The sequence below is a fragment of the Amycolatopsis bullii genome (assembly GCF_014654205.1).
GTDB classification, from domain to species: domain Bacteria; phylum Actinomycetota; class Actinomycetes; order Mycobacteriales; family Pseudonocardiaceae; genus Amycolatopsis; species Amycolatopsis plumensis.
In genome coordinates this window covers 1-15065 of the sequence record NZ_BNAW01000016.1, presented here as the reverse complement: position 1 = coordinate 15065, position 15065 = coordinate 1, and the positions used below count along the sequence as shown (strand labels likewise).

Annotated in this window: 16 protein-coding genes and 1 pseudogene; 9 read left to right on the top strand and 8 right to left on the bottom strand. The window is 72.4% G+C overall.

Annotation, left to right across the window (positions count from 1 at the left end; all coding sequences use genetic code 11):
* The first annotated feature begins 44 nt into the window (after positions 1-44).
* Together IE317_RS19390 and IE317_RS19385 are read left to right on the top strand one after the other, a co-directional pair.
* A complete protein-coding gene (locus tag IE317_RS19390; protein ID WP_191312031.1) occupies positions 45-1145 on the top strand; it encodes a sensor histidine kinase in 1101 nt (366 codons plus the stop codon).
* Entirely contained in the window at positions 1142-1792 is a 651-nt protein-coding gene (locus IE317_RS19385) for a response regulator (RefSeq protein ID WP_191312030.1), read from the top strand. The genes IE317_RS19390 and IE317_RS19385 overlap by 4 nt, the downstream gene beginning before the upstream one ends.
* A gap of 22 nt (positions 1793-1814) precedes the next feature.
* On the opposite strand, the gene IE317_RS19380 is transcribed toward IE317_RS19385, so the two are convergent.
* Positions 1815-2843 carry a C40 family peptidase gene (locus IE317_RS19380; RefSeq protein WP_191312028.1) on the bottom strand — a complete coding sequence of 343 codons (1029 nt, stop codon included), beginning with the start codon at positions 2841-2843 and terminating at the stop codon, positions 1815-1817.
* A 132-nt stretch (positions 2844-2975) separates the two neighbouring features.
* On the opposite strand from IE317_RS19380, the gene IE317_RS19375 reads away from it, so the two are divergent.
* From IE317_RS19375 to IE317_RS19355, 5 genes are all read left to right on the top strand, one after another.
* Complete coding sequence (locus IE317_RS19375; protein WP_191312026.1) at positions 2976-3776, top strand: biotin--[acetyl-CoA-carboxylase] ligase; 801 nt, start codon at positions 2976-2978, stop codon at positions 3774-3776.
* Positions 3777-3859: 83 nt separating this feature from the next.
* Positions 3860-4438, top strand: coding sequence for a PH domain-containing protein (locus tag IE317_RS19370; protein ID WP_191312024.1), 579 nt, complete (start codon positions 3860-3862; stop codon positions 4436-4438).
* Positions 4438-5367 (top strand): hydroxymethylglutaryl-CoA lyase, encoded by a 930-nt coding sequence (locus tag IE317_RS19365; protein ID WP_191312022.1) that lies wholly within the window; start codon positions 4438-4440, stop codon positions 5365-5367. Before IE317_RS19370 ends, IE317_RS19365 begins: the two co-directional genes overlap by 1 nt.
* A 109-nt stretch (positions 5368-5476) precedes the next feature.
* Positions 5477-6457, top strand: a complete 981-nt coding sequence (locus IE317_RS19360) for a TNT domain-containing protein (RefSeq protein ID WP_191312020.1) — start codon at positions 5477-5479, stop codon at positions 6455-6457.
* Positions 6457-6717 (top strand): hypothetical protein, encoded by a 261-nt coding sequence (locus IE317_RS19355; RefSeq protein ID WP_003105220.1) that lies wholly within the window; start codon positions 6457-6459, stop codon positions 6715-6717. Before IE317_RS19360 ends, IE317_RS19355 begins: the two co-directional genes overlap by 1 nt.
* A 43-nt stretch (positions 6718-6760) precedes the next feature.
* Here IE317_RS19355 and hisN read toward each other — a convergent pair whose 3' ends face one another.
* Positions 6761-7546 carry a histidinol-phosphatase gene (gene hisN / locus IE317_RS19350; protein ID WP_191312018.1) on the bottom strand — a complete coding sequence of 262 codons (786 nt, stop codon included), beginning with the start codon at positions 7544-7546 and terminating at the stop codon, positions 6761-6763.
* Positions 7547-7588: 42 nt separating this feature from the next.
* Here hisN and IE317_RS19345 point away from each other — a divergent pair, with 42 nt between their 5' ends.
* Both IE317_RS19345 and IE317_RS19340 read left to right on the top strand, forming a co-directional pair.
* Positions 7589-8284 (top strand): response regulator transcription factor, encoded by a 696-nt coding sequence (locus tag IE317_RS19345; protein ID WP_191312277.1) that lies wholly within the window; start codon positions 7589-7591, stop codon positions 8282-8284.
* A gap of 4 nt (positions 8285-8288) precedes the next feature.
* Positions 8289-9572 carry an ATP-binding protein gene (locus IE317_RS19340; protein WP_191312016.1) on the top strand — a complete coding sequence of 428 codons (1284 nt, stop codon included), beginning with the start codon at positions 8289-8291 and terminating at the stop codon, positions 9570-9572.
* Here IE317_RS19340 and IE317_RS19335 read toward each other — a convergent pair.
* From IE317_RS19335 to IE317_RS19310, 6 genes and pseudogenes are all read right to left on the bottom strand, one after another.
* On the bottom strand, positions 9569-10192 hold the full coding sequence (locus IE317_RS19335) for a helix-turn-helix transcriptional regulator (RefSeq protein WP_191312014.1): 624 nt from the start codon (positions 10190-10192) through the stop codon (positions 9569-9571). The two genes, IE317_RS19340 and IE317_RS19335, sit on opposite strands and share 4 nt — an antisense overlap.
* A 93-nt stretch (positions 10193-10285) precedes the next feature.
* Positions 10286-10930 (bottom strand): response regulator, encoded by a 645-nt coding sequence (locus IE317_RS19330; RefSeq protein WP_191312012.1) that lies wholly within the window; start codon positions 10928-10930, stop codon positions 10286-10288.
* A gap of 19 nt (positions 10931-10949) precedes the next feature.
* A complete protein-coding gene (locus tag IE317_RS19325) occupies positions 10950-11798 on the bottom strand; it encodes an NAD(P)H-binding protein (RefSeq protein ID WP_191312010.1) in 849 nt (282 codons plus the stop codon).
* Between the two features lie 10 nt (positions 11799-11808).
* Positions 11809-13098, bottom strand: a complete 1290-nt coding sequence (locus IE317_RS19320) for an MFS transporter (RefSeq protein ID WP_191312008.1) — start codon at positions 13096-13098, stop codon at positions 11809-11811.
* A 236-nt stretch (positions 13099-13334) separates the two neighbouring features.
* A complete protein-coding gene (locus IE317_RS19315) occupies positions 13335-13862 on the bottom strand; it encodes a GtrA family protein (protein WP_191312006.1) in 528 nt (175 codons plus the stop codon).
* Positions 13863-13946: 84 nt separating this feature from the next.
* Positions 13947-15065: pseudogene (locus IE317_RS19310) on the bottom strand (sigma-70 family RNA polymerase sigma factor); the annotation flags it as partial.

Here is a 15065-nt window from a genome sequence, read left to right as displayed (position 1 = left end):
TCTCGCGGGACTTCGCCGAGCGGGCCCCCGGTTAGGGTGCAGGGATGAGCCGGGCGCAGATCGTGGACGGGGTGATCGCCGTCGGGGTCGCGGCGGCCCTGGTGGTCGCCGGGCGGTCCGCGACGCACGTGCCCGCGGACCTCGACGTCCTGGGATATGCGGCGCTGGCCGCCGGTGGGCTGGCGCTGGCCGCACGCCGCCGGGCGCCGATCGCCGTGCTGGCAGCGACCGCCGTCTGCGCGCTCGCGTACCAGGTCGCCGGGTTCGAAGTGCCGGTCGTCGCTTACCTCTTCGCCGTGTATGCCGCTGTCCGGGCGGGACACCGGATGGCCGCGGTGGTCGCTTCGGTGCTCATGCTGGCCGCGATTCCGCTGGCGCTGCTGGCTTCCGGCGTCCACGACACCGGCGCGGCGTTCACGCAGTCGCGGGACGTCCTTCAGCTGGCGTGGCTGATCGCGGCCGGGGCGGCGGGAGAGGCGTTGCGGCAGGCCGAGCGCCGCGCCGACGAAGCCGAGCGCACGCGCGAGGAAACCGCGCGGCGGCGCGCGGACGAGGAGCGGTTGCACATCGCGCGGGAGCTGCACGACTCGCTCACCCACCAGATCTCCGTCATCAAGGTGCAGGCCGAAGTCGCCGTCCACCTGGCCCGCAAGCGCGGCGAAGACGTGCCCGACGCGTTACTGGCCATCCGCGACGCCGGTCGCGAGGCGACCCGGGAACTGCGCGCGACCCTAGAGGCGCTGCGCGACGACGACAAGGACCCGCCACGCGGGCTCGACGACGTCCCCGACCTCGTGCGCCAAGCCCGTGTCGCCGGCCTCGACGCGCAGCTGACCGTCGAGGGCCCGCGCGACGCCGTACCGGACGCGGTCGGCCGGACCGCCTACCGGATCGTCCAGGAGTCGCTGACCAACATCGCCCGGCACGCCGCCGCGGACACCGCCTCGGTCCGGATCGACCACCGGCCCGGCGCACTGGTCATCCGCGTCGACGACGACGGAAAGGCCACAGTGGACAGTGCGCCGGGCGTCGGCCTGACCGGGATGCGCGAGCGCGTCACGGCGCTGGGCGGCCGGCTCGAAGCCGGGCCCCGCCGCGAAGGCGGGTTCCGGGTCCGGGCCGAACTCCCGGTGGACCCGGCGTGATCCGCGTCCTGCTGGCCGACGACCAGCCGCTCATCCGCAGCGGGTTCCGCGCGCTGCTCGACGTCGAGGCCGATATCGAGGTGGTCGCCGAAGCGGGTGACGGCGGCGAGGCGGTGCGGCTCGCGCTGGAGCACCTGCCGGACATCGCGCTCGTCGACGTCCAGATGCCCGGCGTCGACGGCATCGAGGCGACCCGGCGCATCGCCGCGGACCCGGCGCTGGCCGCGGTGCACGTCGTCATCCTGACCAACTACGGCCTGGACGAGTACGTCTTCGAGGCGCTGCGCGCGGGCGCGGCCGGGTTCCTGGTCAAGGACATCCAGCCGGAGGACTTCCTGCACGCGGTGCGCGTCGCGGCTCGCGGGGACGCCCTGCTGGCGCCGTCGATCACCCGCAAGCTCATCGACCGGTACGTGACCCAGCCGCTCGTGCCCGGCGCCGGGCTGGCGGAACTGACGAACCGGGAACGCGAAGCCGTCACGCTGGTGGCGCGGGGGCTGTCGAACGAGGAGATCGCCCGGCGGATGGTGATCAGCCCGCTCACCGCGAAGACGCACGTCAACCGGGCCATGATGAAGCTGCGGGCGCGGGATCGCGCGCAGCTGGTGGTGTTCGCCTACGAGTCGGGGCTGGTGGTGCCGCAGTGAGTGACGTGGCCGAGGTGCCGCGTCAGGCCGGGCGGCCCGCGCCCGCGTAGTCGTCGCCCTTCGAGTGGTACGTGTGGATCTGGATGGCCTGGCCCTCGGTCGGCGCGTTGATCATCAGGCCGTTGCCGAGGTACAGGCCGACATGGTGGATGCGCGTCGCCGGGCTGCCGTAGAACACGAGGTCGCCGAGGCGGGGCTCCTGGGTGGCCGGCACCGGGGGAAGCGCGCGGAACTGGCTGTCCGCCGTCCTCGGCAGGGCCACGCCCGCGCTGTCGTACGACGCCTTCGTCAGGCCGGAGCAGTCGAAGCCCGCCGCACCCGCGTCGGGGCCGTTGCCGCCCCAGACGTACGGGAGGCCCAGCTGGCCCAGCGCGAAACGGGTCGCACGGACTCGCGGGGAGTCCGCCGACGCCGGGTCGAGGGACAGCGTGGCGTAGAGCTGCGCCATGCCGAGCACGCGCTGGCGGAACAGCTCGGTCCCGTCGCCGGGGTGGTAGGCCGCGATCGCCTTCCACCAGCCGGGGCCCGCGCCGAGATCCGTGCCGCCCGCACACAGCGCCCGTCCGGCCGCGATCGGCGCGTCGGAGCCGTACTTCTTCGTCTGTGCCGGCGTGAGGCCCAGCAGGTTGCCGCCGCTGCGGCCGTGGTTCGACGCCGCCGAGCCGACGCCCGCCAGAGTGACCCACGAGAGGTGGCACGACGGGTCTTCGCCGCGCAGGGCCAGCTCGCCGTTCGCGTAGCCGATCAGCGCCTCCGCCGGGATGTCGAGCGGGCCGGACAGCTGGTCGGCCCACTGCTGCAACGGGCTCTTGCCGCCCTGGCCGGACGCGCCCTGGCCCGGTTCCTGGGCTTTCACCGGTGCGCTGACTTCGAGGACCGACGGGCCGGACACCGCGTCACGCACCACCGGCGGCGGAGCCGGGACGGCCGCGGGTTCCGGCGAGCGGTCGGCCAGCAGCCAGCCCGCCGTGACGAGCCCGGCGACGAGGGGCAGCGCCACCAGGCCGCGCAGCGCAGCGCCGCGGGCCCACGAGGTCTGCTTCGTCGTCACAGGTTCCAATTTAGAAGAGCGCACCCTTTAGTGAACGAGCGAGTAGCTTGCACGATAGGGGGACTCCCATATTGTGGGCACATGATTGAGCCAGTGGAGCGAAGCGACTCGATTGAGGGTGGTGGCGGGGGCATGGATGGAGAGATCGACGCCGTCCGGCTGACCGCGGCGCTGCAAGATCGGTACGCGAAGATCGACGTCGTCGAGCGCACCGGCTCCACCAACGCCGACCTGCGGAAAGCCCTCGAAGACGGCGCCGCGGACCGGACCGTCCTGCTCGCCGAAGAGCAGACCGCGGGAGTCGGCAGGCGGGCGCGTTCGTGGAGCTCGCCGAAGGGCGCCGGGCTGTACCTGAGCGTCGCGCTCCGGCCGGGTGTCCCCTTCGCGGTGCTCGGCTCACTGTCCGTCATCGCCGGGCTGGCCGTCCGGGCCGCCGCTGCGTCCGTCGGGGTGGACGCCGTGCTCAAGTGGCCCAACGACGTCCTCGTCGACGGCGCCAAGTGCGCCGGCATCCTCGCCGAGGCCGTCGCCGGAGACGAGCCGTCGATCGTGCTCGGCATCGGCCTCAACGTGCTGCCCCTCGGCGACGTCCAGCCGGGCCCGGGCGGCCTGCCCGCGACGTCGCTGGCCGAGCAGGGCGCCACGAACACCGACCGCACCGACGTCGCCGTCGCGCTGCTCACCGGGTTCGCCGACCTCGAACGGCGCTGGCGGCTGGCCGGCGGCGACCTCACCGAAGCCGGGCTGCTCGGCGACTACCGCGCCCACTGCGCGACCCTCGGCCAGGACGTCGAGGTGCAGCTGCCGGACGGGACGTCCCTGACCGGCCGCGCGGCCGACATCGACGCCGCCGGGCAGCTGCAGGTCGACGTGGCGGGCGGCCAGCGCCACACCGTCTTCGCGGGTGACGTGGTCCACGTCCGTCCTGCCTGATTCTTCGGGTGTTGCGCCCACTGCCTCCTCGCTCGCCGGTACGGTGAGACGACACCGCCGCACCGACCTTGGGAGCGTCCGCCGTGGCCTATCCGGACGATTTGCTCAGCGAGCAAGAGCACGTCGTGGTGCACAGTCACCCGCACTTCAAGATGCTGATCTTCCCGACGCTCGCGTTCCTGGTCACCTTGGGTGCCGGCATCTGGCTGGCGATCCTCGCGAAGGATGCCGGCTCGCCGTGGAACACCGTCGGGCTGATCGCCATCGGGGTCGTCGCGCTCGTGCTGATCGTGTGGCTGTTCCTGGCGCCGCTCGTGCGCTGGCGGACCACCCACTTCATCGTGACGACCGACCGGCTGATCGCCCGCGAGGGCGTCCTCAGGCGCACCGGCATCGACATCCCGATGGGCCGGATCAACAGCGTCCAGTTCGAGCACGGCCTGCTCGACCGGGTCTTCGGCTGCGGCACGCTGATCATCGAGTCGGCGTCGGACGAGCCGCTGCGCTTCGAAGACATCCCGCACGTCGAGAAGGTGCACACGGTCATCTACCGCGAGGTCAACGACAACCCGTACGACGACTACCGGCCGGGCACCCAGCAGACCACGCCGCTGCCGCCCCAGGGCGGCGGGCGCCCGCCGCGCGGCGAGAGACGCCGCTGATGGGCACCCGCGAACTGGGCCTGCCCGAGCGCGTCCCCTCGACGGGTGAGCTGCCGGAGCGGGTCACGATCTGGGAGGTCGGCCCGCGCGACGGGCTGCAGAACGAAAAGGCGATCGTCCCGGTCGAGGTCAAGCTGGAGTTCCTCGACCGGCTCGCCGGCGCCGGGCTCACCACGCTGGAGGCGACCAGCTTCGTCCACCCGAAGTGGGTGCCGCAGCTGGCCGACGCCGAGCAGCTGCTGGCCCGGCTCGACCGCCGTGACGGCGTCCGGTACCCGGTGCTGGTCCCGAACGAGAAGGGCCTGAACCGGGCCCTCGACGCCGGCGTCGAGCACATCGCGATCTTCGCCAGCGCGACCGAGACGTTCGCGCGCAAGAACCTCAACTCGTCGCTGGACGAGCAGTTCGCGATGTTCGAGCCGGTCGTCACGCGGGCCCGGGAAGCGGGCCTGGACGTGCGCGGGTACCTCTCCATGTGCTTCGGCGACCCGTGGGAAGGTGTCGTGCCCGCGAAGCAGGTCGCCGACGCCGGCCGCCGCCTGCTGGACATGGGGTGCTCGCAGCTTTCGCTGGGCGACACCATCGGCGTCGCGACGGCCGGGCAGGTCGAAACGCTCATCGGGCTGTTCGGCGACGTCGGTACGTTGGCCGTGCACTTCCACGACACCTACGGCCAGGCGCTCGCCAATACCCTCGCGGCGCTCCGATGTGGAGTGTCGACTGTGGACTCTTCGGCGGGCGGGCTCGGCGGCTGCCCGTACGCCGAATCGGCGACCGGGAACCTGGCGACCGAAGACCTGGTGTGGATGCTGGAGGGCCTCGGGGTGGCCACCGGCGTCGACTTGGACGCGCTGGTGGCGGCCAGCACGTGGATGGCGGGACAGCTCGGCCGCCCGAGCCCGTCGCGCGTGGTCGCCGCATTGGGTTGACCTCGTCGCGCCCCGGGGGATCGGGTGCGGTATCAAGGGGGACCGGCAGCGCCGCGGCCGCGTCGAACAGCGTGTGCCCGCTGGGCACCGACCGAGCCGGAGGATGGGTGTGACCGAGCCTTCCGAGGCGGGCTCCGAACCGGTCGAGGCCGACCTCGACACCGGGCCGGTGCAGCTGCCCGGGTACGGCCTGGCGGATGCGGGCGCCTTCGACGAGGCGCCGACCCCGCACTCGGGCAACCCCGCGGCCTGGCCGCACGCGGTGTCGCCGCTGCTGCCGCCGTTCCAGCTGCCCCCGGCCCCGCCGCCCCCGCCGACGCCGGTTCCGCCACTGCCCCCGCCGCCGGTGGCCGGGCCGCCGCCGGTCGCGGGCCCGCCGCCGAACCCGGGGTCACCCGTGCCGCTCCCGCCGCTCGGCTCGCCGCGCACGGAGCGGGAAAGCATCGTCGCCCTGTTCCTGGTGCACATGTTCCCGATCGGGCACCTCCCGGTGGCGATGGACAAGCCGGCGCGCCAGCTGCCACTGCCCGACGACCCGGACGGCTTCCCGCCGAACGACCACCCGGACGCCCGGCTGATCTTCGACGACCAGGCCCTCACCAACGTCACCGCGGGCTTCCGCCGCTCGCCGACCGCGCCGTCGCGGCCGGTGCCGCGGCACCTGAAAGAGGGGTACGTGCCGTACGCGCGGGCGACGCAGGCGGTGTGGATCCGCCGGTTCGTCGTCGGGCACAGCGAGCTCGGCCCCGAGTACGCCTGGCCGCCGGGCGAGCAGTTCCCCGAGAGCAGCGTGGACTGGCCCGAGCCGGTGATGGTCCCGGCCAACACGGTCCTCGACCGCTTCGGCCCGGCCTACGGGCGCGTGCTCTACGAGGACGGCACGCCGTTCGCGGAACGCTCGCTGCCGCCGGCGTTCCTGGACGCCGAGTACCGCCGGTACGTCGTGGTGCGCAAGGTGCCGATGTGGCGCTCGGAGACCGCGAACTGGTTCGGCCAGGTCGGCGGCGGCACCCGGTACCGTGCGCTGCTGGCGGCCGACGAACTGGTGACCCTCGGCTACCTCGCCGAGGCCAAGGGGGAAGAGGACTGATGAACACCCAGTCGATCCAGCGGTGGCTCGGCGTGCTGGGCGTGCCGCCGGAGGTCGTCTCGCTCGGCGCCGAGGTCGACAACGCCTGGTGCCTGATGCAGGGCGAGGACGAGGCGTGGGAGGTGTTCTGGCGCGAGCAGGGCAACCGCTACGACTGGGCCCGGTTCACCAGTGAACAGGTCGCGTGCCACTACCTGTTCGGCCGGCTGGCCTGGGCCCAGGTCGCCCGCGGCGCCGTGGGCCTGCTCCCGGGCTCGTGAGTGAGAAACAGTGTTCTAACCCTGTTTCTCACTCACGAGGGGATCAGCGCTTGAGGATGGCCAAGGTCTCCTCGTGGAGGCGGCCGTTCGTCGACAGGGCGCTTCCGTTGTCGTAGCGGCCGACGCCGTCCAGGTCGCTGAACCGGCCGCCCGCCTCGGTGACGATCACCTGCGCGGCCGCCACGTCCCACGGGTTGACGATGCACTCCGCCGCCACGTCGATCGCGCCCTCGGCCACCAGGACGTGGTGCCAGAAGTCGCCGAACGCGCGGGTCTCCCAGCACGCGTCCACCAGGTCCAGGTACTTCGAGCGCGAGTGGTACTCGACCCACGAGTTCAGGTCCGTTGTGGACAGATAAGCGTCCGAAAGGGACGAAACCTTCGAAACCGACAGCTGCCGGGTCCCGGCGGCGTCCGACGAAAAGGCGCCGTCACCCGCAGCCGCCCACCACCGGCGGCCCAGCAAGGGCGCGCTGATCAGGCCGACGACCGGGTCGCCGTCCGAAACCAACGCGATGAGGGTCGCCCAAACGGGTACTCCGCGGAGGAAGTTCTTGGTCCCGTCGATCGGGTCCAGCACCCACGCGCGGCCCGTCGCGGCCGAGCCGCCGCGTTCTTCGCCGAGCACGGCGTCACCGGGACGTTCCGAAGCCAGCAGCGCCCGGATCGCGTCCTCCACCGCGGTATCGGCGTCGGTCACCGGGGTGCGGTCGGGCTTGCGCTCCACCGCCAGGTCCAGGGCGCGGAACCGCGCCGTCGTGATCGCGTCGGCGGCGTCGGCCAGCCGGACGGCGAGAGCCAGATCATCTTCGTAGCCAGGCACGGTCACGATGTTTTCACGCCCGCGAGCCGTAGAGTTGGCCAGGTGAGCATGGTCCTACTTGCCGAAGACGATCCGGCCATCGCCGAACCGCTCTCCCGCGCCCTCGAACGCGAGGGATACGAGATCCACGTCGTCACCGACGGCCCTGCGGTGCTCGACGCCACCGCCGCCCAGCGCGTCGACCTGCTCGTGCTGGACCTCGGCCTGCCCGGGATGGACGGTCTCGAAGTTTGCCGCCGTCTGCGCGCGGCCGGCACCGAACTGCCGGTCCTGATGCTCACCGCCCGCACCGACGAGGTCGACTTCGTCGTCGGCCTGGACGCGGGCGCCGACGACTACGTCGCCAAGCCGTTCCGGCTCGCCGAACTGCTCGCCCGGATCCGCGCGCTGCTGCGCCGCCGGGTGCCCGAGGTGCTGGAGGCCGGCGGGGTGCGGATGGACCTCGGCGCCCGGCTGGTCACCGTGGACAACCACGAGGTCCAGCTGGCGAACAAGGAGTTCGAGCTGCTGCGCGTGCTGATGAGCCGCGCCGGCCAGGTCGTCAGCCGCGACGAGATCCTCGCCGAGGTCTGGAACGACCTCGAGTCGAAGACGTCCAAGACGCTCGACATGCACATGTCGTGGCTGCGCCGGAAGCTCGCCATCGCCGCCGACGAGGCCGCCGGCCGCACCAGCAAGACCCACGACGGCGAGCGGCGGATCGCGACCGTCCGCGGCGTCGGCTTCCGCTTCAACGCCGAATAAGCCCATGCGCCGCCGCATCCTGCTGGCAATCCTGCTGGCCGTCGCCGTCAGCGCGGTGGTGCTGGGCATCCCGCTGGGCATCGTGGCGAGCTGGCAGATCGAGTCGAGCTACCGCGAGACGCTCGCGGAGAACGCCCGCGCGGCGGCGGCCATCCTCGACACCGAAATCGCCAACGGCCAGGAGATCGACCTCGACCAGGTGCGCGCGGCCGTCCCGGCGAACGGACTGCTGACCGTCCGCGCCAGCGGCCAGACCGAGAAGCGCTACGGCAGCAGTCCCGGCCCGGACACCGTCACCGAGACGGCCGACCTCGCCCGGGAAGGGAAGGTCGAGATCGCCGTCCCGGCCGGCCCGATGCACGAGCGGCAGACGACGGTGACGCTGGTCGTCGTGCTGCTGGTGCTGCTTTCGGTGGGCACCGGCGCGGTGGTGGCGATCGCGACGGCCCGGCGGCTCGCGAAGCCGCTGCGGCACGTGGCCGAGCGCGCGGCCCGGCTCGGCGGCGGCGACTTCCGGCCCGACCCGAGCCGCTACGGCGTGGGAGAGCTCGACATGGTCGCCGAAGCGCTGGACGCGTCCGGCACCGCACTGGCCCAGCTCGTGCAGCGGGAACGCCAGCTCGTCGGGGACGTCTCGCACCAGCTGCGCAGCCGGCTGACGGCGTTGCAGCTGCGGCTGGAACCGCTCACCGTGCACCCCGACGACGAGGTGGCCGACGAATCCAAGGCTGCCCAGGAGCAGGCCGACCGGCTCGCCGAGGCGCTCGACGAGCTGCTGGCGGCGGCCCGCGCGGCCCGCGAGGTCGGCGCGGAACCGGTGGACCTGCCGACGCAGCTGCCGGAGATGGCGCAGGAGTGGCGCGAGCTGCTCCGCTCGGAGGGCCGCAACCTGCGCACACGCGTGGCCGACGGCCTGATGGCCCGGGCCACGCCGGGCCGGCTCCGCGAGGTCATCGGCGTGCTGCTGGACAACGCCCTGCGCCACGGCTCCGGCACGGTCACGCTCATCGGCCGCCGCGGCGACGCCGAGGGCACGGTGGTGATCGAGGTGAGCGACACCGGCCCCGGCGTCCCGGACGAGCTGGCCCCGCACATCTTCGAGCGCGGCTTCTCCGGCGGCGGCTCGACGGGCGTCGGCCTGGCGCTGGCGCGGGCCCTGGTCGAGGCCGACGGTGGCCGCCTCGAACTGTCGAACCGCCGTCCGGCCGTGTTCAGCCTGTTCCTCAAGGTGCCGCGGCCGAGCGACGTTCCCGAAGTGCGCTGGCCCGCCGAACGCGTCCCGCGTTAAATCAGCCCCTCCCGCAACGCGTAAGCGACCGCGTGCGACCGGTTCCGCAGCTGGAACCGATTGGTCACGTCGTGGAGGATGCTCTTCACCGTGCGCTGCGAATAGCACAGCTCGTCGGCGATCTCCTGCGTCGAATACCCCGCCGCGACGAGCCGGAGCACCTCCGTCTCCCGGTCGCTCATACCGCCCAGGCGCAGCCCGCGCGGCTGGAGCACCTGGCGTTGCAGACGCGAAACCCGGTTCAGCAACCGGCCGAGCAGGTCGGGCGGCAACGCGCCTTCCCCCGCCGCCGCGGCCTTGACCAGGCGGACGAGGACGTCGGGCCCCGCGTCGGCGCGGCGGGCGACCGCGCAGACGCCGTGCTCGACCGCGTTGAGGATCTCGTTGTCGTCGACTTCGCCCGCGATGAGCACGATGCGGGTGAAGCCCTGGTGGTGCAGCGCGGACAGCTGCTGGGTCATCGTCTCGTCGAGCCGGTCGGCGACCAGCAGGGCGACCAGCGCCGTGCCGTCGTCCACCACCCGGACGTCGTCGCGCGAGCGCAGCGCCATGCAGACGCCGTCGTGCAGGATCGGATCGGTGGCGCGGACCACCACCGGGGTCCGGTCGGGTGCGGACATCGTTCCCCATTCCCCTCGAACGGTGCAGGCTGCCCAGCCTGCCCGCCCGCGTGTCCCGAGCGCATGGGACCGGGGTCCCGAAGTTGCCCGCTTTCAGGACCGGCCGAGGCCGGCGTCCCTGGCCCGGACGATCGCCTCGGCCCGGTCGGTGACATGGAGCTTGGCGAAGACGTTCGAGATGTGGTTGCGCACGGTTTTCGGGCTCAGGCACAGCGTGCTCGCGATGAGGCTGTTGCTATGCCCGGCCGCGATCAGCGCCAGCACCTCGCGCTCGCGCCCCGTCAGCTCGGGGAACACCGGCTCGCTGGCCGGTGGCCGGCTGAAGTAGGCGAGCACGCGGTTGGCGATGTCCGGGCCGAAGATCGCCTCGCGCCGGGCGACCGCCTGGACGGCGCGGATGATCTCGTCCGGCTCGGCGTCCTTGAGCAGGTAGCCGCGGGCACCGGCGCGCATCGCCGCGAAGACCGACTCGCTTTCGTCGGCCATCGTCAGCATCAGCACGCCGGTGCCCGGGTTCGCCGCCACGATGTGCCGGGTCGCCTGGATCCCGGACAGGTCGGGCAGGTGCAGGTCCATCACGACGACGTCCGGCTGGAGAGCGGCGGCGGCGGTGACCGCGTCGGCTCCGCCGGCGGCCTCGCCGACGACCTCGATCCCGGGTTCGGCGGCGAGCAGCGTGCCCACGCCGATCCGGAACAGGGGATGGTCGTCCACGACGAGGACGCGCAGGTCGCCCATCCGCCTCACCTCGCCCTCGTCACTCCTGGTGATGGTACGCGGACGCGTTCTCCCGTGCCCAGGTCGCGAAGGTCAGCGGCGGCCGGCCGAGCAGGCGCTCGACCGTGTCGAAGACGACGCGTTCGTGCGGGGCGGACTCGCGCTTGAGCGCGAAGAGGCCGTCGATGGCCTTCTCGGGCCAGCCGTACATCCGGATGAGGCGGTCCTTCGCGGCGCTTTCGGTCTCTTCGACGTACTTCAGCGGACGGCCGATGGCTTCGGCCAGGATGGCGACCTGCTGCTCGGCGGTGAGGGCTTCGCCGCCGGTGAGCCCGTAGGCCGCGCCTTCGTGCCCGGACGTCGTCAGCACGAGCGTTGCGACTGCAGCGATGTCGCGGACGTGGATCAGCGCGGACGGCGGGTCGGTGTCCGGCACGTACACGGCGTTCTCCTCGCGGATCGAGCCGATCCAGGCGAACCGGTTGTCCATGAAGGCCCCGGGCCGCAGGATCGTCCAGGCCGGTCCGGCTTCGCGGATCGCCTGCTCGGCTTCGGCGTGAGCGCGGGAAATCGCGTCCTTCTGCCCGAAGTGGACACCCGTGGTGGACAGCTTGACGAGGTGGGTGACGCCGACCTCGGCGGCGGCCCGCGCGACCGCCCCCTCCCGGTCGGCGTTGTGCCCCTGGGTCAGCACGAACACGCGGTCCGCGCCGGCCAGTAGGGCCGGCAGGTCGGAGGTGTCGAGGTCACCGCGGACCACTTCGGCGCGCGGGTCGATCCGGGCCTTCGCCGGGTCGCGGGTCAGGGCGCGGACGGGCGCGCCGGCGTCGAGCAGGGCGGGGACGAGGTGGCGGCCGACCTTGCCGGTGGCACCGAGGACGAAGATCATCGTGGTTCTCCTAGCGGGAAAGCGGGACGTGGGGGAGCGCGAACGCCGTGACGAGGGCGAGCGCGAGGACCGGCACCAGCGCGAGGAACACGCCGTGGGTGCCGGCTTGGTAGGCGAAGCCGAGCGCGACCGGGCCGAGGGCCGACCCCAGCGCGCGGGCGAGGTTGACCCCGGCGGCGACCGCACCGCGGTCCGCGGCGGGGGCGGTGTTCTGCGTGGCCATCGCGAGCACCTGCAGGTTCAGCCCGGCCGCGACGCCGAAGACGACCAGGCAGGCGAGAACCTGCGGCAGGCCGTCCAAGGTGAGCAGGCCGAGCACCGCCAGCAGGCCGAGCGCCATGCTCGTCCGCGGCGCCCACCGGTAGGCGCCGGTGCGGGCGATGACCTTGCTCGCGACGACGGAGGCGGCGGACACGGCGAGCGTCATCGGCAGCAGCCGCAGCCCGCCTTCCGCCGGTCCGGCGTCGGCCTGCAGCAGGACCGCGATGTAGTTGACCGACCCGAGGAAGGCGAACCCGGCGAGCACGCTGAGCAGCACGGACACGGTGAACGTCCGGTCGCGGAACAGCCGCAGCGGCAGGACGGGCGCCGCGGCCCGCCGTTCGACGACCACGAAGATCACCGCCGCGGCCACGCCGAGGGCGACCGACCACGGCGTGAGCAGGGTGAACCCGGTGATCGCCGTGCCGAGCAGGAGCACGCCGGCGAAGTCGAACGGCGCCTCCCGGCGTCGTGTCGACAGGTCGAGCGTCTTGAGGCAGGCCAGGGCGGCGAGCCCGAGCGGCAGGTTGACCAGGAAGATCGACCGCCACCCGGCGAGTCCGGTGAGCAGGCCGCCGACGACCGGTCCGGCGAGCGAAGCGACGGCGAAACAGATCGAGAACCAGCCGAAGTACTTCGCGCCTTCGCGTGGCGAGAACATCTCGCCGAGCGAAGCGCCGACGGAAACGAACAGGCCACCGGAACCGGCGCCCTGCAGCACCCGCCCGGCGATCAGCAACGCGGCCGACGGCGCCAGGCCGCAGGCGAGCGAGCCGAGCAGGAACAGGGCGAGTGCGCCCAGGAGCACACGTTTGCGGCCGAAGACGTCGCCGAGCTTGCCGTACAGCGGCGCGGTGGCGCTGCCGGCGAGCAGGTAGGCGGTGGTGACCCAGGCGTAGGCGCCGGTCCCGCCGAACTCGGCGGCGATCCGGGGCAGCGCGGTGGCGACGACCTGGGTGTCGAGCATCGCGAGGAAAACGGACAGGAACAGGCCCGTGAGGGCAGGTTTGAGGGCGCGCTGAGGCGCGATCGTGCTCAAGAGAAAACCCTTGTTTCGTCAGAAGGGACGAGAGATTTCGGACGCGCGGAAAACACGCGCCGACGTCGAGTCGGGAAAAGGCTCCATCGTCATCCGCGAACGGATGCGACCTCTTCGCGCTCGGAAACCACCTCGAATCGTCCCGCTCGCCCGGCCGAACCCGGACGGCGTCCTCTACGCAGGAACACTGACGAGGATGACTCTAGACAACTACATGTCAGAAGACAAGTAGTTTCTCAGGGCAGGCGGCTGACCTGGTCGGTGTCCCGCCGCCGCTCGCCCAGCTCGTCCGGGAACACCCACTTCTTGAAGCCCCAGAACCGGAAGAACATGGCCAGCAGCATGCCGATGATCGAGCCGCTCGCGAAGTCCGCGATCTCCTGGACCAGGAAGGTCACGTGCGGGACCTCGAGGTCGAGCACGTACCGCGAGACGATCAGCGGGATCAGGTTGACGCCCACCGCGATGCCGCTGATGACGAAGAACAGCGCGGCTTCGTGGTGCCGCTCGCGTCCGCCGCGGGTCCGGAAGGACCACTCGCGGTTGAGGATGTAGGACACGATGGTCGCGACGATGATCGCGATCGCCTTCGCCGTCGTCGGTTTCGGCTCCAGCACCGTCAGCTTCAGCGTGTACCAGACGCCGTTGTCGACCAGGAACGTCGTGCCGCCCACGATCGCGAACTTCAGCAGCTCCCGGTGCTTGATCAGCACCGAACGCAGTGGCTCCGGCGTGCGCTTGAGCACGGTTTCCACAACGGTCACACCACGCAGTCTAGGAGAACATGGCGTTCACCCGTGGTGCAGGCGGCTCAGCTGTCGTGAATGTCCGGATATCGGGCGGGCTCGTCAGCCGGTCAGCCAGCCGAAAAGTTTCTCGGGGGTGACGGTCGGCGGCTTGGCCCCGGGCTTCCCGCCGGACCGCGGCGGTGCGCTCGTCGTGGTCGAGGACACCGGCGGCTCGCTCGACGGCTCCTCCGTCGTCGTCACCGGTGGTTTCGACGTCGGCTTGCTCGGCGTCGGCTTCGGCTTCGACGGGGTCAGCTTCGGGATCGACGGCGTCGTCGGGGGCACCGGATCCTTGCCGCACCAGTGACGCCAGCAGCCGAAGTCCACCGTCACCGGCGGCGCCGTCGCCCGGCCGAGCTGGGCGTTGATCGTCACCCGGCCGTCGTTGGGACGGCCCTTCAGCCGCACCCACAGGTTCACGTGCTGGCCCGGCGCCACCGCGCTCTTCGTCGTGCAGCTCGCGGCGACGTCGGTCGTCGTGCAGGGGAAGCCGCGCAGGCTCCACCACTGCTGGAGCGGGGCGTCGAAGGTGACCGTGACGGGCTTGGTCGTCTCGCCGGTGTTGCGGACCCGCACGTAGACCAGCGGGTGGTGGTTCCAGGGGAACGCCGAGAGCCCGTCGCCCTGGGCTTCCAGGACCACGGCGTCCGGCGGGACCTTCACGGTGACCTTGACGCTCACGTCGACGGAGATCTGCACGCCGGCCGTGACCGACCCGGTCACCGTGCCGCCTTCGGCGTCTTCGTCGGCCTGCAGGCGGAAGTTCAGCGTCGCGCTCTGGCCGGGTTGCAGGCCGGCGCCGGTCATGCAGGTGACCGTGCCCTCGCCGCCGGGGCAGTTCACCGAAACCGGGCCCGGGACCTGCGCGCGAGCCGCCGGCGCGCCGCCACCGCCGGTGCCGACCGCACGCACCCCGCGCGGCAGCTTCAGCGCGACGGCCACCGGCTCGGACACGCTGCCGCCGTCGTTGCGCACGGTGATCGGCAGGTTGGTCGCGGTACCCGGGCTGAGCTCGACGCCGTCGGGCGGGGTCGTCGCGGACATCGACGGCGGCGCCGGTGCGGGCGGGGCCGGCGTGGATGGCGGGGCCGGGGCCGGAGGGGCGACCGGCGGCGGGGCGGGCTCGACGGGCGGCGCGGGGGGCGGGGCGACGGGTTCCGGGGCCGGGGGCTGGGGCTG